Origin of the sequence: Allorhizobium sonneratiae, assembly GCF_023700755.1 — a bacterium.
Lineage (GTDB): Bacteria > Pseudomonadota > Alphaproteobacteria > Rhizobiales > Rhizobiaceae > Allorhizobium > Allorhizobium sonneratiae.
This window is the reverse complement of sequence record NZ_JAMKOJ010000009.1, coordinates 120,292-145,043: the sequence shown is the minus strand read 5'-3', so window position 1 is coordinate 145,043 and position 24,752 is coordinate 120,292. Positions and strand designations below refer to the sequence as shown.

At 60.5% G+C, this 24,752-nt stretch carries 21 protein-coding genes and 2 pseudogenes; 17 read left to right on the top strand and 6 right to left on the bottom strand.

Annotated elements, in window-relative coordinates; genetic code table 11:
• Positions 1–38 precede the first annotated feature (38 nt).
• The 9 genes and pseudogenes from NAC44_RS16505 to NAC44_RS16465 form a co-directional block, all read left to right on the top strand.
• Positions 39–203 (top strand): annotated as a pseudogene (locus NAC44_RS16505) (ABC transporter permease subunit); the annotation flags it as partial.
• 10 nt (positions 204–213) lie between these two features.
• Positions 214–357: pseudogene (locus NAC44_RS16500) on the top strand (ABC transporter ATP-binding protein); the annotation flags it as partial.
• Between the two features lie 3 nt (positions 358–360).
• Complete coding sequence (locus NAC44_RS16495; RefSeq protein WP_250942564.1) at positions 361–2,433, top strand: 3-hydroxyacyl-CoA dehydrogenase NAD-binding domain-containing protein; 2,073 nt, start codon at positions 361–363, stop codon at positions 2,431–2,433.
• 50 nt (positions 2,434–2,483) lie between these two features.
• Complete coding sequence (locus tag NAC44_RS16490; protein ID WP_250942563.1) at positions 2,484–3,407, top strand: helix-turn-helix domain-containing protein; 924 nt, start codon at positions 2,484–2,486, stop codon at positions 3,405–3,407.
• Positions 3,408–3,516: 109 nt separating this feature from the next.
• On the top strand, positions 3,517–4,920 hold the full coding sequence (locus tag NAC44_RS16485) for an aldehyde dehydrogenase family protein (RefSeq protein ID WP_250942562.1): 1,404 nt from the start codon (positions 3,517–3,519) through the stop codon (positions 4,918–4,920).
• Positions 4,921–5,160: 240 nt separating this feature from the next.
• The gene (locus NAC44_RS16480; RefSeq protein WP_250942561.1) at positions 5,161–6,183 is read left to right on the top strand and encodes an ABC transporter ATP-binding protein; all 1,023 of its coding nucleotides are present in this window, start codon (positions 5,161–5,163) and stop codon (positions 6,181–6,183) included.
• Positions 6,176–7,078, top strand: coding sequence for an ABC transporter permease (locus NAC44_RS16475; protein WP_250942560.1), 903 nt, complete (start codon positions 6,176–6,178; stop codon positions 7,076–7,078). Before NAC44_RS16480 ends, NAC44_RS16475 begins: the two co-directional genes overlap by 8 nt.
• On the top strand, positions 7,075–7,896 hold the full coding sequence (locus tag NAC44_RS16470) for an ABC transporter permease (protein WP_250942559.1): 822 nt from the start codon (positions 7,075–7,077) through the stop codon (positions 7,894–7,896). The genes NAC44_RS16475 and NAC44_RS16470 overlap by 4 nt, the downstream gene beginning before the upstream one ends.
• Positions 7,897–7,943: 47 nt before the next feature.
• The gene (locus tag NAC44_RS16465; RefSeq protein ID WP_250942558.1) at positions 7,944–9,044 is read left to right on the top strand and encodes an extracellular solute-binding protein; all 1,101 of its coding nucleotides are present in this window, start codon (positions 7,944–7,946) and stop codon (positions 9,042–9,044) included.
• A gap of 79 nt (positions 9,045–9,123) precedes the next feature.
• Here the strand turns inward: NAC44_RS16465 and NAC44_RS16460 are convergent, their stop codons facing one another.
• On the bottom strand, positions 9,124–9,855 hold the full coding sequence (locus NAC44_RS16460; RefSeq protein ID WP_250942557.1) for an inositol monophosphatase family protein: 732 nt from the start codon (positions 9,853–9,855) through the stop codon (positions 9,124–9,126).
• 1 nt (position 9,856) lies between these two features.
• Positions 9,857–10,735: a glycerophosphodiester phosphodiesterase family protein gene (locus NAC44_RS16455; RefSeq protein ID WP_250942556.1), complete on the bottom strand. Its 879-nt coding sequence runs from the start codon at positions 10,733–10,735 to the stop codon at positions 9,857–9,859.
• Positions 10,736–11,049: 314 nt separating this feature from the next.
• On the opposite strand from NAC44_RS16455, the gene NAC44_RS16450 reads away from it, so the two are divergent.
• Positions 11,050–12,195 carry an ROK family protein gene (locus NAC44_RS16450; RefSeq protein ID WP_250942554.1) on the top strand — a complete coding sequence of 382 codons (1,146 nt, stop codon included), beginning with the start codon at positions 11,050–11,052 and terminating at the stop codon, positions 12,193–12,195.
• A 70-nt stretch (positions 12,196–12,265) separates the two neighbouring features.
• Here NAC44_RS16450 and NAC44_RS16445 read toward each other — a convergent pair whose 3' ends face one another.
• Positions 12,266–13,102: an IclR family transcriptional regulator gene (locus NAC44_RS16445; RefSeq protein ID WP_250942552.1), complete on the bottom strand. Its 837-nt coding sequence runs from the start codon at positions 13,100–13,102 to the stop codon at positions 12,266–12,268.
• Positions 13,103–13,583: 481 nt separating this feature from the next.
• On the opposite strand from NAC44_RS16445, the gene NAC44_RS16440 reads away from it, so the two are divergent.
• The 5 genes from NAC44_RS16440 to NAC44_RS16420 all read left to right on the top strand — a co-directional run bounded on the left by NAC44_RS16440 (position 13,584) and on the right by NAC44_RS16420 (position 19,488).
• Positions 13,584–14,588, top strand: coding sequence for a TAXI family TRAP transporter solute-binding subunit (locus NAC44_RS16440; protein ID WP_250942550.1), 1,005 nt, complete (start codon positions 13,584–13,586; stop codon positions 14,586–14,588).
• A 121-nt stretch (positions 14,589–14,709) separates the two neighbouring features.
• Entirely contained in the window at positions 14,710–16,671 is a 1,962-nt protein-coding gene (locus NAC44_RS16435) for a TRAP transporter permease (RefSeq protein WP_250942548.1), read from the top strand.
• 56 nt (positions 16,672–16,727) lie between these two features.
• Complete coding sequence (locus NAC44_RS16430; protein ID WP_250942546.1) at positions 16,728–17,918, top strand: sialidase family protein; 1,191 nt, start codon at positions 16,728–16,730, stop codon at positions 17,916–17,918.
• A complete protein-coding gene (locus NAC44_RS16425) occupies positions 17,915–18,706 on the top strand; it encodes a hypothetical protein (RefSeq protein ID WP_250942544.1) in 792 nt (263 codons plus the stop codon). The genes NAC44_RS16430 and NAC44_RS16425 overlap by 4 nt, the downstream gene beginning before the upstream one ends.
• A 74-nt stretch (positions 18,707–18,780) precedes the next feature.
• Positions 18,781–19,488: an SDR family NAD(P)-dependent oxidoreductase gene (locus NAC44_RS16420; protein ID WP_250942542.1), complete on the top strand. Its 708-nt coding sequence runs from the start codon at positions 18,781–18,783 to the stop codon at positions 19,486–19,488.
• A gap of 14 nt (positions 19,489–19,502) precedes the next feature.
• On the opposite strand, the gene NAC44_RS16415 is transcribed toward NAC44_RS16420, so the two are convergent.
• From NAC44_RS16415 to NAC44_RS16405, 3 genes are read right to left on the bottom strand one after another with little or no spacing between them, the layout of a single operon-like run.
• Positions 19,503–20,594, bottom strand: a complete 1,092-nt coding sequence (locus NAC44_RS16415; protein WP_250942540.1) for an ABC transporter substrate-binding protein — start codon at positions 20,592–20,594, stop codon at positions 19,503–19,505.
• Complete coding sequence (locus NAC44_RS16410) at positions 20,591–22,006, bottom strand: sensor histidine kinase (protein WP_250942539.1); 1,416 nt, start codon at positions 22,004–22,006, stop codon at positions 20,591–20,593. Before NAC44_RS16410 ends, NAC44_RS16415 begins: the two co-directional genes overlap by 4 nt.
• Positions 21,969–22,646, bottom strand: coding sequence for a response regulator transcription factor (locus NAC44_RS16405; RefSeq protein WP_250942538.1), 678 nt, complete (start codon positions 22,644–22,646; stop codon positions 21,969–21,971). The genes NAC44_RS16410 and NAC44_RS16405 overlap by 38 nt, the downstream gene beginning before the upstream one ends.
• Positions 22,647–23,024: 378 nt before the next feature.
• Here NAC44_RS16405 and NAC44_RS16400 point away from each other — a divergent pair, with 378 nt between their 5' ends.
• Both NAC44_RS16400 and NAC44_RS16395 read left to right on the top strand, forming a co-directional pair.
• A complete protein-coding gene (locus NAC44_RS16400) occupies positions 23,025–23,987 on the top strand; it encodes a Bug family tripartite tricarboxylate transporter substrate binding protein (RefSeq protein ID WP_250942536.1) in 963 nt (320 codons plus the stop codon).
• A gap of 277 nt (positions 23,988–24,264) precedes the next feature.
• The gene (locus tag NAC44_RS16395; RefSeq protein ID WP_250942534.1) at positions 24,265–24,741 is read left to right on the top strand and encodes a tripartite tricarboxylate transporter TctB family protein; all 477 of its coding nucleotides are present in this window, start codon (positions 24,265–24,267) and stop codon (positions 24,739–24,741) included.
• The last annotated feature ends 11 nt before the right edge of the window (positions 24,742–24,752 follow it).

Below are 24,752 nucleotides of genomic sequence, written 5' to 3'. Positions count from 1 at the left end.
GGCAGCCAAGATGCTGAAGATGCTGATCGACGAGATCAATGCCGGTGGCGGCGTTCTGCCATTCCGGCCTCACCGTTGGCGCGGTTTATGCACTTGTCGCGCTGGGGTTTGCCATCATTGACAACGCCTCAGACGTGGTGAACTTCGCCCAGGGCGAATTCGTGATGCTTGGCGGAATGATCGCCTCGCTCATGCGGCTGGCGTGCTGCTGCTCTTCTCGTCGAACAGAATGCGTTTGCAGCCCTCTCCATCGCAGACCGTGGCTACGTCATGGAAACGGGGCGCATCACCATGTCCGGCCCCGCCGCCGAACCCATTGCGGATGAAAACATCCGCGCAGCCTGTCTAGGAATCTGACACATGACACTGACTATCGCCCGCGAAGGCAACATTGCCGTCGTCACTGTTGATAACCCGCCCGTCAACGCCCTGTCGCAGCCGCTGCGTCAGGCGCTTGTCGAGACGGTTGCGCACCTCGACGCCGACCCCGGCACGGAAGCGGTGGTTCTTCTCTGCGCCGGACGTACCTTCATCGCGGGCGCTGACGTCAGCGAGTTTGGCAAGGCGCCGGAGCCGCCGCATCTGCCCGATGTGGTCGCCGCCATCGAGGCAGCGAGGACACCGTGGATTGCCGCCATTCACGGCTCGGCCCTCGGTGGCGGGCTCGAAATCGCCCTTGGCTGCGCGTGGCGTGTCGCCGTCCCATCCGCCAGCCTTGGCCTGCCCGAGGTCAAGCTGGGGCTGGTTCCCGGTGCCGGCGGCACCGCGCGCCTGCCGCGCCTGATCGGCGTCGAGGCCGCTGTCGACATGATCACAAGCGGCAATCCGGTCAGGGCGGCCAAGGCAGAAGAGCTCGGTCTTGTCGATGCCATTGTAGAAGGCGATCTGCGTTCGCAGGCCATCGCCTTTGCAAGGGAAGCCCTGGCAAAACCAAGACCCATGCCGATCTCGGCGCGCCCCGTTCCGGCGGTCGCCGCCGATTTCTGGCCCAGTGTCGAGAAGGGTGTTGCATCGAAAGCGAAGGGGGAGGCTGCTCCGCTCCGCGCGCTTTCCTGCATCCGCAAGACCACCGAGGCGGATTTTGCCGACGCCATGGCCCATGAGCGGGAAACGTTCCTGGCCCTGCGGCAGTCGGCTGAGGCTGCGGCCCTGCGCCACGTCTTCTTCAGTGAGCGGGCTGCCGCACGACCGCCGGAACTTGCCGGTGTTACGCCGCGGTCCATTGCATCCGCAGCCGTCATCGGTGGCGGCACCATGGGTGCCGGGATCGTGGCGGCGCTGCGCGATGCTGGTCTGCCTGTGGTTCTGATCGAGAGGGATCAGGCCGCCGTGGAGCGCGGCCTGACGAATGTGCGCGCGATCTTTGAAGGCTCGGTCAAGCGTGGGCGTATGGCGGCGGATATCGCCAAGGCGCGGATGGCGGGCGTGACGGGCAGCGACGACTATGCCCGGTTGGCCGACACGGATCTTGTGATTGAAGCGGTATTCGAGGACTTGTCGGTCAAGCGCGCGGTTTTCGCCCGACTTTCCGAGGTCTGCCGTCCTGATGCGATTCTGGCGACCAACACCTCCTATCTCGATCCGGAAGCGATCAGCGAGGGGCTGGCCCATCCAGAGCGTTTTCTCGGGCTGCACTTCTTTAGTCCCGCCCACGTCATGAAGCTGCTGGAAATCGTCCCAACGAAAAGCACGGCGCCCGATGTTCTTTCGACCGGCTTTTCGCTTGCCGCAAAGCTCGCCAAGATCCCGGTGCGCGCCGGAATTTGCGACGGATTCATCGGAAATCGCATCCTCAAGGTGACGCGTGCGCAGGCAGAGCGGCTGCTGCTGTCGGGTGCGACACCCTCGGCGGTGGATGCTGCCATGCGGGCCTTCGGGATGCCCATGGGCCCCTTCGAGGCGCAGGATCTCGGCGGCCTCGATATTGCAGCCTTCCAGCGCAAGGCGGCTCGCGAACGCGGCGAAACGCCCTTCGCGCCTGTCGCCGATCGTCTCTGCGGCCTCGAACGCTTGGGTCAGAAGTCGGGCGGCGGCTGGTATGATTATCAGGCGGGCGACAGAACGCCGCGTCCATCGGAAACGGTCGCGGCCGTCATTGCGCAGGCTGCCGCCGGCATAAGCCAGCGCACATTCACGCAAGCCGAAATTGCCGACGCCATCGTGCTGCCGATGGTAAACGAGGCAGCCCGCATTCTGGAAGAGCGTGTGGCCCTCAGGTCGGCGGACATCGATCTGGTCAAGATACATGGCTATGGTTTCCCGCGCTGGCGCGGCGGGCCGATGCACTATGCCGAGGCGCGCGGACTTCGCGAGGTGGTCCACGTTCTGGAACGACTTGCCACGGAAGGGCTTGTCGATCTACCTTGCGATGGGCTGCGCAGGGCTGCAGCGGCCGGAGGATTTGCAGTGCTGGTCGAGGAGAGGGCCACGTGAAAAGGGCCTGACCGGCCTGATCCGGATTAACGGGAACGTGGGAGGTGGAGATGCGGTCGCTGGTCACGCCGGTCTTCAAGCCGGTACAGGGAGAGATACTCGAAGCCGAAATCCGCAAGGTCTGCGGTGCCTTCGATTTCGAACCCATGCGCCGTAGCGGCTTGGTCAACGGCCATGTGAGCGCCAGACGGTTCGGTCCTTTCGATAGCGCGGTGGTCTCGCTCGAAGCGTCGAAAATCGCCCGCCACGCACGCTGTATCCGGCAGGATCCCGGCGAATACATGTTCCTTCTGGTGCAGGACGTTGGACACTGCCAGGTGACGCAGGGTGATGAAGCCGTCTGGCTTAAACCCGGCGACATGTTTCTGGTCGATTCCGTAAAGCCCTCGACATTTACCTATCAGAGCGACAACTCGACCCAAATCTCGCTGCATATTCCGCGCAGCGATGCGGTTCATCGGTTCGGCAAGGTTTGCACGGGCGGTCTTGCCGTTTCGCGGCACGATCCGCTTTGGATTGCGATCCGGGCGGTTATCGCCAAGATGCTCGAAGACGGGGCGGCGCAGATGCAGCTTGGCGAAGCACTGCTTTCCCTCATCGGGGCCTATATTCTGTCGGTTCGCGGACATGGCGGGACAAATGCGGCCGAGACGCTTCTGTCGCGCGCCTTGGCGGTGATAGACCGCCACCGCGCCGATCCCGCATTCGGGCCGCAGAGTCTGGCGTCTCACCTGAACGTCTCGGAAAGAATGCTGCAGCGCCATTTCCGGCAACTCGGCGAAACCCCGAGCCACCGCATTCTCCACCGCCGTCTTGCGCTCGCCCATGACCGCCTCACCGCAGGCCATGTGCGCACGCCGGAGAGCGTGACAGCGATTGCATTCGATTGCGGCTTCAACGATTTATCCTATTTCTATCGGGAATTTCGAAAGAAATACGGAACCACGCCGGGTGCCGCGGCGCGGCTGTCCTGACGCTGCCGTCCAATACATGCGTCGCTTCAGTCCAAGTCCAGCGATCCGTCCGGCATGATCATTCGCCTCTGATGAGCGCCTGAAAGGCGGTCTGTTTGAGGAGGAAAACATGGATTACAAAGCAACGATCGGCGGAAAGCCGGTGCAGGCGCAGGCGCATTTTTCAGTCATCAACCCGGCAACGGGTGCTGAAGCCGGGCGCGCGCCCGATCTAGGCCTTGCCGATCTGGACGCTGCCGTCGCGGCGGCCAACGAGGCCTTCATGTCATGGTCGGCCCAGAGCGACGAAGCGCTTCAGGCGGCTTGTGCGGCGGTGACGGCCAAGATTGAAGAACACCAGGCGGAGCTTGCGGAAATCATCACGCTGGAACAGGGCAAGCCGATGAACGGACTCGGCTCTCGCTGGGAAATGGGCGGCGCGCACGCCTGGGCCGGCTACACGACCGCTCTTTCGCTCCCTGTGAAGGTGCTGCAGGACAATGAACAGGGCCGCGTCGAACTCCACCGCAAGCCGCTCGGTGTCGTCGGCTCGATCACGCCGTGGAATTTCCCGGTGATGATCGCCATCTGGCACATCATGCCGGCGCTGCGCACTGGCAACACGGTGGTCATCAAGCCATCGCCTTTCACGCCGCTCTCGACGCTCAGACTGGTCGAGATCATCAACGAAGTTCTGCCGGCAGGTGTCGTCAATGTCGTTACCGGCAGCGACAAGGGCGTCAATCTCGGCGCGGCCATGTCCGATCATCCCGGCATCCGCAAGATCGTCTTCACAGGCTCCTGCGCCACCGGCCAAAAGATCATGCGCTCCGCGGCAAACACGATGAAGCGCCTGACCCTGGAAATGGGCGGCAACGACGCCGGCATCGTGCTTCCGGATGCCGATCCGAAGGCCATTGCGGAAGGCCTCTTCTGGGGTGCCTTCATCAATAACGGCCAGACCTGCGCCGCGCTGAAGCGGCTCTATGTTCACGAGTCCATCCATGATGCCGTCTGCGACGAACTGGTCGCCTATGCAAAGAACATCCCGGTCGGCAATGGCATGGAGGAAACGAGCATCCTCGGTCCCATCCAGAACCGCGCGCAGTTCGACAAGGTTTCGCGGCTCGTCGCCGATGCCAAGCGTAACGGCAAGGTGCTGCTGGGCGGCGAGCCGGGCGAGGGGCTGTTCTTCCCGCCGACGATCGTTGCCGGGCTTAAGAACGGCGACCCGCTGGTCGATGAAGAGCAGTTCGGTCCGGCGCTGCCCATCATCCGCTATTCGGATGTGGAAGAAGCTATTCGCTTCGCCAATGATAGCCCGAACGGTCTCGGCGGCTCGGTCTGGTCGTCCGATATCGAGGCAGCAAAGACGGTGGCGAGCCGCATCACGACCGGGTCCGTCTGGATCAACAAGCACGGCGCGATTCAGCCCAATGCACCTTTCGGTGGCGTGAAGTCCTCAGGTCTCGGCGTGGAATTTGGCGAGGAAGGTCTGGTTGAATACACGGATATTCAGGTGATCTTCAGCTGATGGGCGGATAAACTTATCCGAACCACGGCTGTCGGTTTCCGCTCACTGTTTCTGTGAAACGCTGAAAAGCACGGCGCTGTAGCACCCCATCAGCTTCTCTTCCGGCGCCACCTGAGAAAGGTCATGCGCAATCGCTGCGTGGTCTTGAAACGCTCTGTCTGTCACAAATACTACAATGTATGTGTAGTAATAGGTTCTGCATAACACAGGATCACAGTGAAAAGGACGGGAGTGGCCGGAATGCCAAAACTGGTGCTGGAAGAGATTGCCGTTCGCTTTGGCACCTATGATGCGTTGAAGCGCGTGAGTTTCAGCGTTGAAGAGGGGGCATTCGTCACGTTGCTTGGGCCATCCGGTTGCGGCAAGACCACGCTGCTCAATGTCATTGCGGGATTTGTTCAGCCGCTGAGCGGCCAGATTTTCATCGATGGCCGCAACGTCACGGCACTATCGCCGGAGCGGCGCGATACGGCGATGTGTTTTCAGTCCTATGCGCTGTTTCCGCATCTGAGCGTTGCCCGGAATATCGCCTTCGGCCCACGCCAGAAAAAGCTGGCGCAGATGGAAACGGCCCGCCGGGTTGCAAGCCTTCTCAAGACATTCGAGCTTGAAGCCCATGCGGAAAAGCTGCCCAATGCGCTGTCCGGCGGCCAGCAGCAGCGTGTTGCGCTGGCGCGGGCACTGGCGGTTGCGCCCGGACTGGTGCTGTTCGATGAGCCGCTTTCCAATCTCGATGCCAAGCTGCGCGATCAGGTGCGCCACGAAATCCGGGCTTTGCAGCGGGATCTCGGTTTCACCGCCCTTTATGTCACCCATGATCAGGCCGAAGCGCTGGCCTTGTCCGATACGGTCTATCTGCTCAATCAGGGGGTGATCGAGCAGGCAGGCTCGCCGCGCCAGATCTATTTTCAGCCGAAAACCCGCTTTGTCGCCGATTTCATCGGGGCGGCCAATCTGCATTCAGGGCCGATTGTCGATGGCGTGATGATGACGCCGTTCGGCCCTTTGCAGGTCAATGCAGCCGACAAGGACCATGCCCTTGTCTGCTGGCGGCCGGAAGTCGTGCGCCTTGGCGGGCCACTCAGCGGCAGAGCGGCAGAAAGCGCCTTTCAGGGGGCCTATAGCGATGTGTTTGTCACGGCGGAGAAGGAGACCGTGCGTCTCCAGCTTCCCGGTCGCAACCGGATCGTGCCGGGCGCGGCGGTTTCCTTCGCCATTGCGCCTGAGGACGTGGTGCTGCTGGAGGAGAGCGATCATGGCTGACACTGTTGCGCAAAAAAACCATGCTGCACTTTCGCGACCGAAGGGGTGGGTGCTTATTCTGCTGCTGCTTCCCGGCGCTGGTCTCGTTACCGTTTTCATGGTGCTGGTTCTCTCCCGCGTCGTCATCATGTCGCTGGGCTATAATGATTTCGGTGCGACCGTCAGCCGTTTCAGCCTGACCTATTGGCAGCAGCAATGGCATGAGCCGCGTTTCTGGCGTGCTTTCTTCTGGTCGGCGGATATGGCGGCCTGGTCGGCTTTTCTCGCGGTGGCGCTGGCCTATCCCTTTGCGCTGTGGCTGCGGCGGCCGTTTCCGGGCTCGCTTTATCTCTCGGCGCTGTTGAAAGCGCCTTATCTGGTGCCGGGGCTGGTGGCGGCCTTTCTGCTGATCAATGTGATTTCCTTTCATGGCTTCGTCAATGAATTCATGGTCTGGACCGGGCTTTGGTCGCGCCCGCTCAGAATGCAGAATGACAGCCATGGCTATGCGATCATCGGTCTGCAGGTGTGGAAGCAGTTGCCGCTCGCCTATCTTCTGCTCGCCGGTTCGGTTCAGGCCATTCCCGATCCGGTTCTTCTGGCGGCGCGCGATATGGGTGCAGGCCGGATGGCCCGCTTTTTCAAGGTGGTGCTGCCCTTGTCCGTTCAGGCGATGCAGGCGGCTTTAGCGCTGGTCTTCATCGGTGCGGCGGGGGATTACAGCTTTCAGTCCGTGGCCGGTCCGCCCTCGGTCAACTCCCTTGCCACCTATATGGATAGTATCCGGATGAACAATGGCGACTGGAATGGCGCCGCCGTCGTCGCCGTCATGCTGATGGTGCTCTCGCTGGGCGGCGTGGTGGTTTTAACCCTCATCGTCCGCCTTGCAGGGCGCCTGTCCCGGAGGCTGGCATGAGCCGAACGTTTGAAAACATTCTGAGCGGCCTTCTCATCGCGATGATGGTTTTATGGTTGGCCATTCCCTTTGGCATGGCGCTTTTGTGGTCGCTGGTCGATCCGGGTCAGGCCTGGAGCTATCCGCATATCCTGCCGCCGAAACTGTCTTTCCAGCGCTGGAGCGATATCTGGCAGACCACCGCGCTGCCGCTGGCCATGCTGCATTCCTATTCGCTCGCGCCGGTCGTGGGGCTTGCCACGCTGATCTGTGCCGCTCCGACGGCTTATGTCTTCGGTCGGTATGAGTTTCCGGGCAAGTCTCTGGCTCAGGCGCTGGTGCTGCTGCCCTTGGTGATGCCGAGTTTCGTCACGGCGGTCTTCTTTGCCTCGCTTTTGATTTCCATGGGGTTTTTCGCGCCTTATCCGGCCATTCTGCTCGGTCATATGGTGATGTTCATGCCCTATGCCGTGCGACTGTTGACCGTCTCCTTTGCCCAGGTGCGCAAGGATGTCATCCATGCCGCGCGCGACCTTGGTGCATCACCTTTGTCGGTATTTCGCGTGGCCTATCTGCCGGTTTTGACGCCGGGGCTGATGGCGGCTTTTCTCATCGTCTTCATTTTGTCGATGGAGGAATTTGCGCTTGCCTTCGTTGTCGGCTCGCCGGGTTTCATCACCATTCCAACCATTCTCTATTCGTTTCTGGGGTTCAATTTCATCCGTCCCAATGCGGCGGCTGTCTCGCTGATCCTTGTCGTTCCCAATGTCGTGTTGATGCTGATTGTCGAACGACTGCTGCAATCGGCCAATCCGGCGCATGTCTCGGGAAAAGGCTGACCGCTTCCCGATCACACCGTCCCCTGTGTTCAACGGAGAAATGCATCATGCTGCGCAAATTGCTTGTTACAGCCGTTACCGGTCTTTTCCTCACCGGTCCGGCGTTTGCCGCCGATCTCGTCACCATGCCCTGGAGCAAGGTGGTGGATCAGGCCAGGGCCGAGGGAGAACTGACCTGGTATGTCTGGTATCATCAGCCGGAATTCCGCAAGGAGGTCAAGGCGTTCGAGACGCAATACGGCATCAGGGTCAATCTGCCCTCGCTGTCCAATGCCAACGATGCGCTGAACAAGGTGATGGCTGAAAACGGCCGCATGACCGGCGATATCGATGTGATCGCCATGGGCGGACAATCGGGTAGCCAGCTCGACATGGCCAAACTGTTTTACGGCCCGATCCTGCCGCTCATGCCGGAGGCGAAAAACCTGACCGATCAGGCCGAAGGCACCGACTGGAAAGGCTATGGCATCAAGTTCTGGGGCAACCAGACAGGCCTTGCTTATGACAGCAACCGGGTGAAACAAGCGGATTTGCCGCAAAGCCTTGACGATCTGTCGAAATGGATGGCCGCCAATCCGCAGCAACTGGGTTTCAACTATGAAAATGGTGGCTCCGGCCCGTCCTTCATCGAAAATGTGGCGCGCAATGTTCTGGGCCTCAAGCCCGATGACAAGGTGACGAAAGTGCCGGATCTGAAGCCGGTCTATGACTGGTTCAACACCCGCAAGGACCAGTATGTCATCACTGCCTCGAACAATGACAGTCTCGTGAGGCTCAATTCCGGCGAGTTTCTGCTGGTTCCCTCCTGGGAAGACCTGCTGACGACGCTGCAGAGAAATCACGAGATCGGCGACAACATCAAATTCTACATTCCGAAATTCGGCATGAATGGCGGCGGCAATGTCGTGGCCATTCCGGCAAACGCGCCGCATAAGGCCGCCGCCCTGTTGTTCATCTCCTGGCTCACCTCGGCAAAGACCCAGACCACCTTCAACCAGGATTTCGGCTCGGCCCCGGCCAATACGGCAGCCGACAGCTCCAAGGCGCTGGTGCCGGCGGCAGAGCGCGTCAACAGCCGCAACTGGAATGCGCCCCTGAGCGACCACGACATCACGCCCGGCTTCATTGCCAATGTCGTGCAGAAATAAGGCAGGGTTTCTCGCCTTATGAAAAGCAATGACAAACCCCGCCGAACAGGTTCGGCGGGGTTTCTGTTGAAAAGGGCCTTTATGACAGATGGCTGGCGAGAGCGCGGATGGATATGGGCGCTTCGCCGATTTCAACCCTCATTCCGGCGGCCCGGCATATGGCAGCGCCCCCGGCAATGTCCCACAACGTGGTGACAAGCTGGATGTGACCATCAAGCCTGCCCTGCGCGGCAAAGGCAAGCGCCACGGAGGTGGAGTGATAACATTCCACCGTCCAGCCGCGCCGCCGCCAGAAAAGATGTTCCTCTGCGACCTGATCGAGATCGTCGTTGACGCTGTCGCCGAGCGAGATCAGCCTGATATCTACGAGATGATCGGGGCGGCTGAACGGCATATCGTTGAGATAAACGCCTGCACCCACTTCACCGGCCAGATAGTCGCCCAGCACCGGCAGGGCGATGACCCCCAGCACCGGCTCACCCTCGGCAATATATCCGAGGGAAATGCCCCAGAGCGGCAGGCCGCGCAGGAAATTGCTGGTGCCGTCAATCGGATCGATGATCCAGCAATGGCGGGTCGCCGTGCCGCCGAATTCCTCGCCAAGCACCATTTCACCGGGAAAAGCCTCGGCAAGCCGCTGGCGTATAAGGGTTTCGACAGCCTTGTCCGCCTCGGAGACGAAATCCTGCGGCCCGCTTTTTGTCTCGGTCTCAAGCGTGCCGCGTCGTTCGAAATAATATTTGGCCAGCCCTGCTGCCTCGCGAACGATGATCGTGGCCTGTTGCAGGCGAGAAGCCGGGCTGTGAGGCATTTCAATCACTTTCTGATCCGGTACGGCTTCTGTTGAGCCAGTGCCGGAAAAGCGGGCCGCAATCGGTCTGGATGGCCCCGGCTCCTGCATCAATCAGCGTGCCCCACACGGCATCCGGATCACCCATCGCACGGCTATCGTTCAGGTCCATGTTGAAAGAGACGTCCAGCGTGTTGATCCAGAGCCGGATGTCCTGTCGCTCCAGCTCGCTGCGCGCGGCGATCAGGTCATCGAGATGGGTGAATTTCGTCTCGATCATCGGCGCATTCAGCCGCTCGATCCGGCGCAGATCCTCGGCAAAACGGCCGGGACGGGCGTGCATGATCGGCATATGCGGAATGGTGCCGATCAGGCCGAGCGTTTCGGCCAGATGGATGTCGGCATCCGGGTCGACCACGGTTTTCATGATCACGCCTTCGGCCATGTTCATGTCCATGACCAGTCGGGCAACGGCGGCAAGATCGCGTTCATATTTGGTGTCGATATTGATCAATACCCGGCCGCGTGCCGCCTCCAGCACGTCCTGCAGCAATGGCACCCGTTCGCCGCTGACGCCAGCCTGTGGTCCCCCGGCAGCATTTTTCAGGAACTGGCTGCGGATATAGCCGCTTTCCAGTGCGGACACATCGCCCTGTCCGGTGGTCGTGCGGTCAATGGTCTCGTCATGCATGACGACGAGCACGCCATCGTCCGTCGACTGGGTGTCGATCTCGACAATCTCGATCCCGGCCTTGATCGCCGCCTCAAGCGCGGCGATGGAGTTTTCCGGAGCGTGATCCCACACGCCGCGATGGGCCACCGTCAAGACGGTGTCGTGGATGCGCGAATAAAGACAAGGTTTGGCAGCGGCAAAGGCCGCAGAGGCGGACAGTCTGGTCATGGTCAGCTTTCAAGGCGCGCCGCAGAAGCGGTGCGGGTTACAGGTGGAGATTCGGGCTGTCGGCCACGCACATGCCGTGGCGAAGCGCGTCTTCAAATTATTACACTTGAATTGTAATTATTCAATGACGAAGTCGGAAAAGCCGGAAACAGGCGCTTGTCTGCCCTTGGAGACAGAAAGCAGAAACAGGCGGCAGCATATTGGAACAAAAGCTTTTTCCGTCTGCCTCAATCTTCCCGGTTGAAATTTTAGGCTGTATATGAACTCTTCCTGTGATTTTGCATTGTCGCCTGCTGCGGCAAAGCTGAGCAGACATGGATCGCAAAGCCCCTATGGATACCAAGACGCCTCTTCGCTGCGCAGCTCGCAGCCGCAACGAAAAGATGATTCTGGAAATCGTGCGCCGCCTCGATCCGGTGCAGCGTTCGGCCATTACCGGGCACACCAATCTGACACAGCAATCGGTACACCGCATTGTCGAAGACCTGATGCAGGAGGGGTTGCTGCAGGCCGGTCAGCCGGAAAAGGGTCTGCGCGGCCAGCCCAGCCCCCGGATGATGCTGAACCGTGAGGCCGCCTTTGCGCTCGGCATTTCGATCAACACCGATTCCGCCAGCCTTACCCTGCTGGATATGGCCTGCCATATCCGCGAAGAGGTGCGCATGCGCGTACGCCCGATGAGCCGCAGCCAGACGCTGGCCGAGATGAAGGACATCCTCCACCGAATGTTGGAGCGCAATGGCGTGTCCTTTGACAAAGTGGTCGGGCTGGGGGTCGGCATATCGGGTTTTTTCATTGCCGACCGGCGACAGGTCAACGCGCCGGAACCGCTGCGGGACTGGTCGCTGATCGATCTTGCGCCGATTTTTGAGGATGCATTTTCGCTGCCTGTGCGCATCGAGAACAATGCGACGACAGCCTCCGTCGCGGAATTGCTGCGCGGCGTGGGGCGCAGATGTGACAGCTTCGCCTATCTGTCGTTCAATTACGGCTTCGGCGGCGGCATCGTCATTGATGGCCGGCTGCTTCTCGGCAAAAACGGCAATGCCGGAGAAATCGGCGGTATCTACACGCCGGAAGAAGGAGAAAACCGCCCGGCCTTGCGCTATCTTCTGGATGAAGTGCGTTCACGGGGCGTCAGCGTCGATTCGATCGAAGATCTCAGCCTGCGGTTTGACCTGAACTGGCCGGGCGTGGCCGAATGGGTGGAGCGGGTGTCACCGCCGATGCGGCGCATGGTCAATGCGCTTGCAGCCATTCTCGATCCGCAGGCCATCGTTTTCGGCGGCCAGATCCCGCCGGAACTGGCCCGAATGCTGATGGCGCGGGCTGAATTCTGGACCACTCACCGTTACGATATCGGTCCCAGCCGGCCTGAACTGCTGCTGTCCGAGGTCGCAGGCGATGCCGCCTCCAGCGGTGCCGCCATGCTGATCCTGCGCGAAGCCTTTTTCGACTGAAAAAGTGGTGCCGTGACGCAATCAACAGCATCGCAAGGACTGTCTTCTGCGTAGACGGAAGAGTATCGTCTCAAAGGTTGCGGCCAATGTTGATGGCGCCGCCTGAAATGCGGATTGCCTCGGACAATTCCTGTGTGACGGCCAGCACTCTCGGCACTGCCTTTTCAATGAATTGATCGCGATTTTGCCAGCGTTCCGCCGTGACTGTGGCCGAGATGGCGGCAATGGCGTTGCCACGCGCATCGAAAACAGGGGCTGCAACCGTGCGCAACCCGTAGGCATTTTCCCCGTCAGAAAAGGCCCAGCCGCGCTGGCGGACAATGGCAAGCCTGTCCAGCAAGGCATCGAGATCGGTGATCGTGCTTTCCGAGAGCTTGATGCGCGGGCTCATCTCAAGCACACGCCGCTGAACCTCCTGTGGCTCATAGGCAAGGATCGCCTGACCAAGGGCGGCCGCATAGATCCTGACGCGCACGCCAACCCGTCTCTCCAGTTGCCGTCCGCCCATATCGCCCTGGATTCGTTCCATATACACGACATCCGGTCCGTCGATCATGCCGAGAGAGGCCGCGTCTGCAACATCGTCCAGCAAGCCGCTCAGCAAGGGGCGGGACAGTTCGCGTAGGGAAAAATGCGTCAATGTGGTGTAGCCAAGTTCGAGACATTTCAGCGTCAGCCTGAACCGTCTGGTCCTTGGCACGGCAGCCACATAGCCCTCCTCCTGCAAGGTGTGCAAAAGCCTGTAGGCCGTGCCACGGTCAAGGCCGGTGCGTTTGGCGACATCCGAAATCGACAGTTCGAAATGCTCAGGCGTAAAGCTGCGCATGACACTGAAGGCTTTCACCACCGATTGAACGGAATTTTTCGGATTGTCTTTTGCAGCAGGTTTGGCGGTCTCGGTGGTCAAGGCGGTGGACTCTGAAATGTTCGTATTGCGAACATATCATCGAAAATTTTTGGCAGATTGCAAGCTGCACAGGACAATATTTGCAACATATCGGCATAGGCGATGGCGGGCATGCCGATGAAAAATTCAAGAAATAGTAATTTTATCAATGAGATAGTCTGTGTAATTTTTTGCGGTCTGCTGAGAGACCCTCATCGGTGAAGAGAAGTCGGTCTTTGCAGCATGTTCAGCGCGGCGCTTGACAGCGCAAATCGGTCATGCCTATTTTATTGTAAATAGAGATCAAACGTTCGCATTCCGAACATTTGACATGGTCTGGCCAGCTCACATCGGGAGAAGTCTCCGTTGCCACCGCGACGGGGAAGGGTGTGATGCTTCAATCCAGGCGCAGTTTACTCTGTTTGGCTGCGACCGGCGCATGCGCAATGCCGGTCATCGCAATTGTGTCAGGCCGGGAGGGCCTGTTTGAGGAGGAGAAAACATGACACGCAAGACGTTTGGCCTGCTGGCCGCCGTATCCGGCATTGGCCTGCTTCTGGGCACCGGCGCGACATTCGCGAAGGACATGGTGAAGCTGGGCGCGCAGGAACCGGGCGGCAGTTTTTACACCTATGCCGCCACCTTTGCCAAATTGATTGACGACAGCAAAACCGCCGACATGCAGGTTGACATCATTCCGCGTGGTGGCGCTTTCGGCAATCCGACAGCGGTTGATCGTGGCATGGCCGATTTCGGCTTTACCACATCGAATACCGCCGTCTGGGCAAAGGAAGGGCTGGAGGATGTTTACAAGGGCAAGAAGGCGGAGAACATCCGTCAGGTGACCAGCGGCATGCAGACGGCCTATACGATGGTTATCGCACGCAAAGCCTTTGTCGATGAGCATCATATCAAGACGGTCGCCGACCTGTTCAAGCCGGGTGTCAACACGCGGATCGGCCTTAAACCGGCAGGAAGTCAGGTGCCGATCATTGCCGATTTCCTGTTCAAGGCCGAGGGAACCAGCCTGGAAAAACTGCGCAAGGCCGGTGAAATCACGCAGGCCTCCTCGGGTCAGTTGACCTCCATGCTCACAGACGGCCGGCTTGATGTTTATATCGAAAGTGCACCGGCCGGTCAGGCAACGGTTACCGAAATGACGCTGACCAATGACATGGTCTTCGTGCCCTTCACGCAAAAGGACATGGACGCTCTGGCGGCTGCCGGTCTGCCCAAGGGCGCCATGCCCGCAGGCAGTTTTCGCGGGCAGGACAGTGTTTACGTGAACCCCGTCAGCTATACGATGCTGATCGCCGGCAAGTCCGTCTCCGACAAGGATGTTTACAACTTCCTCAAAACGCTCGTCGACAATCGCGATTATATTGCCAAGACCCATGCGCCCCTCAAGGAATGGGATCCGGTTGCCGGTTGCCATGTCGATGCAGGATCGCCGCCGCTGCATCCGGGCGCTGCACGCCTTTGCAAGGAACTTGGCGCGGCAAACTGAAGCCCGCCGCTCTCATCAGACCCATGCCTCATCTGTCATGGCGCCTGTGAAAGACCGATGGTGAAGGCGTCATGGCCTTGCCGCCTTCACCATATCCCCTCATCGCTCGAAGAATTCGACCATGATCACCTATTCCAAGTTTCATCGCCTGCTTGTGATTGCGCTCTCTCTTTTCTATCTGGCCTTTCTGCTGAAGCAGTTCTTCTGGCCGGATGCGCCGATGCTGGCTGTGCCTGTTCATGTCTTTCTGGCGCTTGCCCTGACCATTCTGGTGACGGCAGTCAATTGGTCCGGCAGGGTGAAACTGCCCGGGCGGGCGCTCGAAATCGCCATGGTTGCCGTCTGCCTGCTGATTGCGGTTCACTTCGTGCTGGATCTCAACCGTCTGGAGACCAGACTGCCTTATATCGATGAGGTTTTCGGCGTCGATAAACTGGTCTTCGTGGTCGGTGTTCTGATCCTGTTTGAGGCGGTGCGCCGCACGGTCGGCTGGAGCCTGCTGGCCATGATCGCGGTGTTCCTGGCCTATGCCGCTTTCGGCTATCTGGTGCCCGGTCCTTTAGGCTTTTCCGGGTTTAACCTGTCGGAACTGACCGATATCATGACGATGAACACGGATGGCCTGTTTGGCGTCACCTCGTCGACAGCGATCAATTTTGTCTTTTATTTCATCATGTTCGGGGCGATCTTCGCAGCAACCGGCGGTGGCCAGCTGTTCATCGACATTGCCATGATGGCGGCTGGACGCTTGACGGGCGGCGCGGCGAAGGCCGCCCTGATTGGCTCTGCCCTGTTCGGCACGATTTCCGGTTCGGCGGTGTCCAATGTCGCAGCCGTCGGGGTCTTGACGATCCCGCTGATGCGCCGCGCCGGTTATACCGGTGAAGAAGCCGCCGCGACCGAGGCCATCGGCTCAACGGGCGGCCAGCTGATGCCGCCGGTGATGGGAATTGCCGCTTTCGTCATGGCTGATCTCATGGGCATTCCCTATACGCGTATTGCGCTGGCGGGCATTATTCCGGCGCTGGCCTTTTACGGCGCATTGTTTCTGATCGTCGATCTCAGGGCGCGCAAGACCGGTGCCGGCTCAGTCAGCATCGATACCCGCAAGCTGATCGCGCCGATCATGCCGCGCATTCATCTTCTCATCGGCCCGGTTCTCTTGCTCGTCATGCTGTTTGCCGGCTATTCTGCGCCATTCGCAGCCTTTTATGCCTCGGTTGCCGCCTTGCTGGCCCCCTTGCTGCGCGCGGCAACCCGTTACAGTTTTTCTTCCCTGTTCGAGATTGCCGTGGATGTGCCGCGGCAGATGGCGCTGCTGTCGGTTCCGCTCTGCGCCATCGGCATCATCATGGCCTCGGCCACCCAGTCCAATCTGGCGCTGAAATTCGTTTCGGGCCTTGCCGTTCTCGGCGGCGGCAATCTTTATCTGTCGCTTATTCTCATCGTCATCGGCTGCCTCATCATGGGCATGGGCCTGCCCACGGTCGCGGCCTATATCATCGGTTCGGTGATGTTCGTTCCGGCACTCGTGAATATGGGCATCGACAGGCTGGCGGCGAATTTCTTCGTCATGTTCTTCTGCGTGCTGTCGATGGTGACACCGCCGGTGGCGCTTGCCTCCTTTGCCGCCGCCGGGGTGGCGCAGGCCAATACGATGAAGACGGCCATGCTTGCCACAGGCATGGGGGCGGTCAGCTTCCTCATTCCCTTCGGTTTCGTTCAGGACCCGGTGATTTTGTGGAACGGCCCGATTGTCAATATTCTCCTCGCCTTTTTCGGCACCATGTGCGCAACGGCGGCCTGGGCCGCGGCCATTCAAGGCTTCATGCATCAGAACCTGTCGCTCATCGAACGGCTGGTCTTCCTCGGGCTTTGCATCGGCATCGTGCTTTACAAGAGCCTGTCGCCCATCTGGTGGGTGCTGCTGGCGGCTTTCTGGGTGATGATGATCTGGTGCTTCATCGCCCGCCAGAAAATCTTCGGCGACAATTCCATGGCAAAGCGGCGGGCAGCAACCGCGCATATGGATGTCGATGAACTCATGGCCCAGCGCCAAACCCTCGCCCTTCATGCGGAATGAAAAGCAAGGGCCAGCGCGGCCCTGCCACCGCCTGCCTTGAAACACTGGATCAAGACATGACCGAACCGACCCATACCGACGAAAACCCGGCAATCGACGGCGTCCTTCGTCCCCATCCGTTCATTCAGAATGCCACCGTGGCGCTGTTGCCGTCCGATTGCGTGCAAAACCATGCCGCCAATCTGCATCTGCTGGCCAATGGCGATATCGCTTGTGTCTGGTTCGGAGGCACCCAGGAAGGCATTGCCGATATTTCCATCTGGTTTTCGCGCCTGGAACAGGGCGCTAACCAGTGGAGCAAACCCGAGAAACTGTCTGACGATCCGACACGTTCGGAGCAAAACCCCATTCTTTTCACCGCACCCGATGCCTCGCTCTGGCTGATCTGGACGGCCCAGATCAGCGGACGTCAGGATACTGCCTTCGTGCGTTACCGGATTTCCAAAGACAACGGGATGAGCTGGGGTCCGATCGGCACATTGATCGATGAGCCGGGCACATTTGTCCGTCAGCCGCTTGTCGTGCGGCAGGACGGCGGCTGGATGCTGCCGGTGTTTTTGTGCCGCACCGAGCCGGGCATTGCCTGGGTGGGCAATGACGATAGCGCGGCGGTCAAAATCAGCCATGATCAGGGCAGGAGCTGGCGGCATGTGGAGGTGCCGGACAGTCTCGGCGCGGTGCATATGAATATCGTGCCTCTGGGCGGCGGACGTCATGTCGCCTTTTTCCGCTCACGCTTTGCCGATCATGTGCGCATCTCTTCCTCTCAGGATGATGGCGACAGCTGGTCGCCGGTCAAGGATTTGCCCCTGCCCAACAACAATTCCTCCATTCAGGTGACGGCGCTGGCTGATGGCCGTCTGGCCATGGTGCATAACTGGTCGAGCCGTGACAATGCGCGGGAGCGTCGTCTGTCCCTCTACGATGAAATCGAGGACGACGGTGCCGGGATATCGGTCGATCCGACGACGATCACCGACCGCCCAACCGCTTTCTGGGGCGCACCACGCGCGCCGATGACCCTGTCGATCTCGGCAGATGGCGGGCAGAGCTGGCCGATCCGCCTCGATCTCGAGGACGGCGACGGATATTGCCTGTCCAACAATTCAAAGGAAGCGCTGAACCGCGAATTGTCCTATCCCTCGATCATCGAGGCGGACGATGGCCGTCTGCACATTGCCTATACCTGGTTTCGCCGGGCCATCAAACATGTCAGCCTGCCGAGCCCGCAAACGAGCCCGCAATGATCGTCAGCAGAAGGAGCGAACAGTCAGAACAATTGGCAGACCTGCTGCTGGCGGCATCTGAGCGCGGCGCATTGCCCATTGATGTCCCTGAAGCGCTCTGGCCACGCGATCAGGCCGAAGCCGAGCAGGTTCAATGGTTGCAGGCGGCAGTGCGCGGGCCGGTTTCAGCCTATAAAGTGGCAAAGCAAGGCCCGGCAGAAGGGCGCTGGGGCGCAATCTTTGCCCGCGATACCTATAAGGCTCCGGTCGCCATTTCCGTAGACCGGCCAATGCGGGTCGAAGTTGAGATCGGCTTTCACCTTGCCCGCGATCTGACCCGCCTGCCGGCAGATGGTGCATTTTCGCGCTCCGAGGTGCTGGAGGCGCTGTCCGGCGCCTTTCTTGCGGTCGAGCTTGTGGCGGGCCGGATCGTCAAATCACCAGGCCTGTCTTCCTATCTGCAACAGGGGGACAGGCTGGCCAATCATGGCCTCGTTTATGCGGAAGAAGAGGTCGATGTCGACAATTTCGTGCAACCTCGCCTCTATCCGGTGCGTTTGACAGTCGGACCTACAGTTCTGGTCAAGGGCCGGCTACCTCATCCTTCGGGTGCCGATCCGCTGGAACCATTGGTCTGGCTGGCAAGCCGGCTGGCGCAGGCCGGTGTGGGCCTGCGGGCCGGTGCGCGCATCATCACCGGCGCTTTCGGCGGCGCCCATCCTGCTGGGCCGGGAGAGCGGATCGAGGCTGCCATCGACGGCCTCGGCCTGATCGGCTTTCAGCTCCAGTCTGAACCTGAAAAGCTCTAAATCTTTGTTTTTACGTATTTCGGACGGAAAACCGCTCTGCATTTTTTCGGCAGCCTGTTAAGGAAAAACATATCATGGTTGAAACGACGCGCCGTCCCGCCAGCCTGCCCGGAAGGGTGCTTTTGAGCGGTGTCAGTTCCGGCATCGGTGAGGCTGCTGCCGGGCTTTTGCTGGACAAAGGATGGGATGTTGTCGGCCTGAGCCGTCGCGCACCCCGTCTGTCACATGCAAGGCTCTCATGGCACGGCGTTGACATTGCCGATGCCGATGCGCTGTCGCGCGTGCTTGACGGGGTCGGCCCGGTTGATGCCATCGTGCATGCTGCCGGAATCCTGCGGCCCGGCACGCTGTCAACGCTGGATCGTGCGGAGGGCGCGCAGATGTGGCGTTTGCACGTCGATGCCGCCACCCAGATCGTCGCCCGGATGATGCCGGATCTGCCCTTCGGCGGTCGCATCGTGCTGATCGGAAGCCGCACGGCGTCAGGCTCTGCCGGTCGCAGTCAATATGCGGCCAGCAAGGCAGCCTTGCTGGCGCTGGCGCGCTCCTGGGCGGCGGAACTGGTGGAAGACCGGATCTGCGTCAATGTGGTCGCGCCGGGCGCGACGGATACGCCGATGCTGTCTTCGCCCGAACGGGCAGGACTTGCGCCGAAACTGCCGCCCATGGGACGGTTCGTCGATCCCATGGAAGTTGCCCGGCTGATCGAATTTCTGCTTTCGGATGCGGTGCCCAGCCTGACAGGCCAGCAAATCACCCTCTGCGCGGGCGCATCCTTGTGATGGCGTGAGCGCCATCACGGCGCCGGTTCGATGTCGATCAGGCGCCGCCAGTCATGGATGAAATTGCGCCGCTGAAGCTGATCCTGAGCGGCCAGCAGGGCAGGGCCGATGCGGATTGGCCGGCCAATGCCCGACTCCATCAGATCCTCAGGGCCTTCCACGCCCTTTGGCAGGCTGGCATCTTCGGAGAAGAAGAAAGAGCTACGCAAGGCCAGCGCGCGGCTGCGCGGTGAGAGCAGATAGTCGAGAAACCGCCGCCCCAGATCGCTGTTGCGCGCAGTGGACGGGATCATCGCGCCGCGTGAGAGGATGAGGGCATAGTCTCTCGGAACGATGATGCCGAGATTAGGATTGGCGCGCATGGCGGCATAGGCATAGGAGCCGAGCACGTTATAGGCGATACGGATGCGGCCAGAGGCCAGGGCGTCGAGCACCTCGCCATTGCAGCAGCGGATCACGGGTTCGACGCGGCTGACGCTTTCGATCAGGCGGCCATAGGTTGTCGAGGCCTGACGCGAATCGTAAAAGGCAAGAAGATAGCCAATGCCGGAGGCGCTGATGTCATAGGTGCCGATGCGGCCGCGATAGTCGGCAGGCTTGCGGCGCAAAAGATCGACCAGCGCCTCATGGCTCATCGGGCGGTCCTGCGGCGGCACGGTCCGTTTGTCATAGACGAAGACCACCGGCTCGAAAGTGAAACCATAGACTTCATCGCGCCAGTTGGCCCATTCGGGCACGCGCGCCGTCTCTGCCGAGCGATGCGGCACGGCACAGCCGTCATTGGCCAGCCGCACAAGCTGATCGACGGAGGAGGAGAGGATGATATCGGCGCTGTCCCGGCCCGTGGCGCAGGCATTCGCCACATCGGCGAACAGGTCGTTGGTGACGAAATCGCGCAGCTCCACCGCAATGCCGGGTGCCGTTTCCTGAAAATCGCGCACCAGCGGGCGCATGGCCTCAAGATCGGTCGCGGCATGAATGACGAGACGTGCGCTTTGCGGTGCGCCAAGCGCGGGAAAAATCTCCCGATCGCCTTCTGCCGCTTGCGCTCCTGCGGCAAGAGCGGTGAAAAGGAAAACGACGATGGCCGATAAAATCCTGCTCATGCTGTCGCCTCCCGGATCAATGGCAGTTCGAGGCAGACGGCAAAGGGTGTGGTGGCGGAGCGTTGGCGAAATCCAAGCGTTCCGCCAAGCGCGCGCGCCACTTCCGAGGCAATGGCAAAGCCCAGCCCGGAGGCGGGGCCCTGACTGCGGGTGGAAAAGAAGCGTTGCGTCACGCTTTCCCAGTCGGCGGGGGGGATGCCCGGACCGTCATCCTCCACGACAATGCGGCCGCAGCCTTCGCCCCTCTCGACGCGCACGTCGAGCCGGTTTTCAACCCCATGGCGCAAGGCATTGTCGATGATGTTGACCACGGCTTCGCGCAGGCTCAGCATGTCGCCCATCACCATCGGATTGTCCTCCGAGGCTTCGAAAGACACGACCAGATCGGGATCGACAGTGATCGGAATCGCCTGTCGAAAGGCCGCACGCGCCACATCATTCAGTGAAAGCGGTCCAAGCTGGGCGGAATCGACCCGGTGGATGACCATGGCATGGTTCAGCAACTGATTGGTGAAACGCGCCAGTTCCGCCGTGCGATTGCGCACCCGCTCCAGATGCCGCCGGTCTTCCGGGGCAAGGCGCGCGTCGTCGATCAGGCTGACCTGGGCCGACAGCGCCGTCAGCGGCGTGCGGATCTGATGGGCGCTATCGGCGACATAGCGCTGCATCAGCCGCACACGCTCGTCCAGACGGCGGATGAAATGGTTGATCGAAGCGACGAAGGGCCATAATTCGCCGGGCACGGCCACGCTGAGCGGTGTCAGATCCTGCGGATCGCGGCGTGCCAGCACATCGCCGAGATCGGCCACGGGTTTCAGCGAATAGCGGATGGCAAAGGCCGTGCCGACAAGGGCCAGCAGGCACATCAGCGCCACCAGAAGGACGGCGCGGCTGACCAGTTCTTTCACCAGCGCGCCGCGCGCTTCGGTGGTCTGCGCCACCATCAGGCTGGCCCATTCGGTTTCTCCGTCGATGGAGACGGGATGCGACAGCGTGACGATGCGCACATCGGCGCCCCGATAGACGGCATTGTCCACCAGCGGTGCGGCGCGGCTTTGCGTGACATCGATATCGCGGCCAAGATCGTCATAGCCCGTCAGGGTCTGGCCATGGGTGTCGAGTACCCGGTAGAAGATGCGGTCGCGCTGGGCGAGCCCCAAAAGCTCAAAGGCCGAAGGCGGCAGCTGTACGTCGAGCAGACCATTGACCACGACAAGGCCCTCGCTCATCTGCAGGGCCGCACCCAAAAGAAGCCGGTCATAGGCATCATCGGCGGCGGCGCGGGCATAATACCAGGCGGCGGTGATCATGGCCGCAGCGCCGATGGCCATCACCAGCCCCACGCGGCGCATCAGCCGGGAAAAGAGCGAGCTTTTATGCGCCAGCATCGGAAACCAACTGATAGCCGACACCGCGCAGCGTGACGATTCGGGTTTGGGCGCCCTCCAGTTTCTTGCGCAGCCGGCCGACATAAAGCTCGATGGCATTGGCGCCTGCGGCTTCGTCAAAACCGAACAGCCGGTCGAGCAGTTCTTCCTTGCTGAACACTTTTCCCGGTCGTGAGGCCAGCACTTCCAGCAGGGTCATTTCCCGGCGCTTCAGCTGCACCTCGCGCTTGCCGACGCGGACGCTGCGATTGGTGCGATCGAGGCTGACATCGCCACAGACGAGAAGATTGGTGGCTTCGCCGCCGCTGCGCCTGCGCAACAGCACCCGGGCGCGCGCCTCCAGCTCACGGAAATCGAAGGGTTTGACCAGATAATCGTCGGCACCGAGATCGAGCGCGCTCACCCGGTCGTCGATTTCCGAGCGCGCTGTCAGCACCAGAACCGGCACGCCGCTGCCCGCCTGACGCAGCGCTTTCAGCACGGCGAACCCGTCCATGCCCGGCAGCATGACATCGAGAATAATGAGATCGTAATCGGTAAAGGAGAGGATTTCGGACGCAGAGACGCCATCCGCCACCCAGTCGACGGTATGACCCGTCTGCTGGAAACGGCGGCAGATTGCCTCGCCCACATCCTGCGTGTCTTCAACCAGAAATATCCTCACCTCTTTTTCTTCGCATGGCTGGGGGGGAAGAATCAAGATGGCTGGCAGCGCTTACAAACGGCGATGGCCATGATTTTGACAGGATCATGACAGGAAAGCGCCTTAGTTTCACAGGTGCCGACGTCAAGGGAGAGAGTCGGTCGACCTCGGAGGAAGCCCGTTTCGTCACGCCCCATTTGCTCAACCGCTTGAAGCGGCGATGAGCTGTCGCGGGATAAAGGGATGTCCGATCAGGTCGCGACTGCATAATTCCTTAAACCGGAATCGGCTTAAGGAGAAAATTATGCAGCAAATTTAAAGCGTTACTGTGTCCTTTGTGCGCCATATATGGCGCACGGCGCTGTAAGGGTATAACGGGAGAGAAGAATGATCCGTAACATGACGAAGACGCTCGCGGGCGCATGCCTGATGACGCTGTCCATGACGCTTGTGGCCGTGGCCGAACCGGCCAAGCCGGAATGCCTGGCAGGCGCAAAACCCGGCGGCGGCTTCGATCTGACCTGCCGTCTGGCGGCCAATGCGCTGCTGGAAGGCAAGGAAATCAGCAAGCCCATGGCTGTGACCTATATGGAAGGCGGCGTTGGCGCGGTGGCCTATAATCATGTGATCAGCAAGCGCAGCAAGGATGGCAATCTCATCACCGCCGCCTCGTCCGGCTCGGCACTGTTGATCGCGCAGGGCAAGTTTGGCCAGTATGACGAAACGGCAGTGCGCTGGCTCGGCGCGCTCGGCGCCGATTACGGCGTGCTGGTGGTGGCTGCCAATTCTCCTTACAAGACGCTTGGCGATCTCGTTGCCGCCTACAAGGCCGAACCCAATTCCTTTCCGATTGCCGGTGGCGGCGCTGTCGGCTCGCAGGACTGGATGAAGGGCTCGCTGCTGGCCAAGGCTGCCGGGCAGGACCCGAAAAAGATGCGCTATGTCGCGCTGGAAGGCGGTGGCGCCGTGCTGACCGCGCTGGAAGGCGGCCATGTCAAGGTCGGCTCCGGCGATGCGGCAGAGATGGTCAAGCATCACATGGCTGGCAAGATCCGCATTCTCGCAGTCATGGCGCCGGAGCGCCTGCCGGGCGAGCTTGCCAATGTGCCGACGGCGAAGGAACAGGGTTACGACATCGACTGGCCGGTCTGGCGTGGCTATTATGTCGGCAAGGACGTGTCCGAAGAGGATTACAAGTGGTGGACCGATGCATTCCGCAAAGTCTCCGCCACGCCTGAATTTGCCAAGGAGCGCGAAGCGCGCGGCCTTTTCGAATTCACCCTGATCGGCAAGGATTTTGAAGATCGCGTCAAGGCCGATGTTGCCCGCTACAAGATCCTCGCCAAGGAATCCAGCATGTAACGCGTGCAGCGCGGATGCGTTTTATAAAACGCATCCGCGCTTCAGCACTTTAAATTTGCTGCATCATTTTCTCCTTCAATCGCACCCGATTGAAGGAAACCTGCAGCAGGCCGCCGCCTGTCCATGGCAATCATCACCCATCGATCGTCCTTCTCAGGCAAACATGCCTGTGCGCCTGTACCAGAGTGCTTGGGCCAGAGTGCCTGGCCAGAGTGCCGAAGTCAGAGTGCCGGGGCCAGAGCGCCAAGGAAGGACACAGGATCACCGAGAGACCCGCATGTCAGACGTCCATCATCCTTCCAGCCGCGCGATCAGGCTCACCGGCCGCGCTGCCGGTCTTGTCCTTCTTGTGCTGGCCATCGCCTATGGCATCGGCGGCGCCGCAATCGAATATGCTTTTGCTTCCGATCCGCTCGGGCCGCGGGTCGTGCCGATCGGTCTTGCGGTGCTGCTCGGGCTGTTCTGCCTGTTTTATCTTTATTCACCGGGCAGTGCCGAGGGGTTTCCGGCAGGCAGCCTGCTGTTGCGGGTGCTCGCCATTCCGGCCCTGCTGATTGTCGCGGCGCTGCTGTTCGAGCCGGGCGGTTTTGCCGTTTCGGTCTTCGTGCTCACTTTCGGCACGGCGCTGCTCTTTGGCGCGCCACTGGTGAAGTCGGCCATCGGTGCGGCAGGCCATGCTGGCCTCTGGTGGTTTGTCTTCGCCTATCTGCTGGATGTCTATCTGCCAGCCGGTGCGCTGTTCGGCGCACATTGACGGAAAGGGTC

What these genes read in the sequence shown, in the direction of transcription:
- NAC44_RS16495 (WP_250942564.1), top strand. Translation starts at nt 361, where the DNA reads ATGACACTGACTATCGCCCGCGAAGGCAACATTGCCGTCGTCACTGTT.
- NAC44_RS16490 (WP_250942563.1), top strand. Translation starts at nt 2,484, where the DNA reads ATGCGGTCGCTGGTCACGCCGGTCTTCAAGCCGGTACAGGGAGAGATA.
- NAC44_RS16485 (WP_250942562.1), top strand. Translation starts at nt 3,517, where the DNA reads ATGGATTACAAAGCAACGATCGGCGGAAAGCCGGTGCAGGCGCAGGCG.
- NAC44_RS16480 (WP_250942561.1), top strand. Translation starts at nt 5,161, where the DNA reads ATGCCAAAACTGGTGCTGGAAGAGATTGCCGTTCGCTTTGGCACCTAT.
- NAC44_RS16475 (WP_250942560.1), top strand. Translation starts at nt 6,176, where the DNA reads ATGGCTGACACTGTTGCGCAAAAAAACCATGCTGCACTTTCGCGACCG.
- NAC44_RS16470 (WP_250942559.1), top strand. Translation starts at nt 7,075, where the DNA reads ATGAGCCGAACGTTTGAAAACATTCTGAGCGGCCTTCTCATCGCGATG.
- NAC44_RS16465 (WP_250942558.1), top strand. Translation starts at nt 7,944, where the DNA reads ATGCTGCGCAAATTGCTTGTTACAGCCGTTACCGGTCTTTTCCTCACC.
- NAC44_RS16460 (WP_250942557.1), bottom strand. Translation starts at nt 9,855, where the DNA reads ATGCCTCACAGCCCGGCTTCTCGCCTGCAACAGGCCACGATCATCGTT.
- NAC44_RS16455 (WP_250942556.1), bottom strand. Translation starts at nt 10,735, where the DNA reads ATGACCAGACTGTCCGCCTCTGCGGCCTTTGCCGCTGCCAAACCTTGT.
- NAC44_RS16450 (WP_250942554.1), top strand. Translation starts at nt 11,050, where the DNA reads ATGGATCGCAAAGCCCCTATGGATACCAAGACGCCTCTTCGCTGCGCA.
- NAC44_RS16440 (WP_250942550.1), top strand. Translation starts at nt 13,584, where the DNA reads ATGACACGCAAGACGTTTGGCCTGCTGGCCGCCGTATCCGGCATTGGC.
- NAC44_RS16435 (WP_250942548.1), top strand. Translation starts at nt 14,710, where the DNA reads ATGATCACCTATTCCAAGTTTCATCGCCTGCTTGTGATTGCGCTCTCT.
- NAC44_RS16430 (WP_250942546.1), top strand. Translation starts at nt 16,728, where the DNA reads ATGACCGAACCGACCCATACCGACGAAAACCCGGCAATCGACGGCGTC.
- NAC44_RS16425 (WP_250942544.1), top strand. Translation starts at nt 17,915, where the DNA reads ATGATCGTCAGCAGAAGGAGCGAACAGTCAGAACAATTGGCAGACCTG.
- NAC44_RS16420 (WP_250942542.1), top strand. Translation starts at nt 18,781, where the DNA reads ATGGTTGAAACGACGCGCCGTCCCGCCAGCCTGCCCGGAAGGGTGCTT.
- NAC44_RS16415 (WP_250942540.1), bottom strand. Translation starts at nt 20,594, where the DNA reads ATGAGCAGGATTTTATCGGCCATCGTCGTTTTCCTTTTCACCGCTCTT.
- NAC44_RS16400 (WP_250942536.1), top strand. Translation starts at nt 23,025, where the DNA reads ATGACGAAGACGCTCGCGGGCGCATGCCTGATGACGCTGTCCATGACG.
- NAC44_RS16395 (WP_250942534.1), top strand. Translation starts at nt 24,265, where the DNA reads ATGTCAGACGTCCATCATCCTTCCAGCCGCGCGATCAGGCTCACCGGC.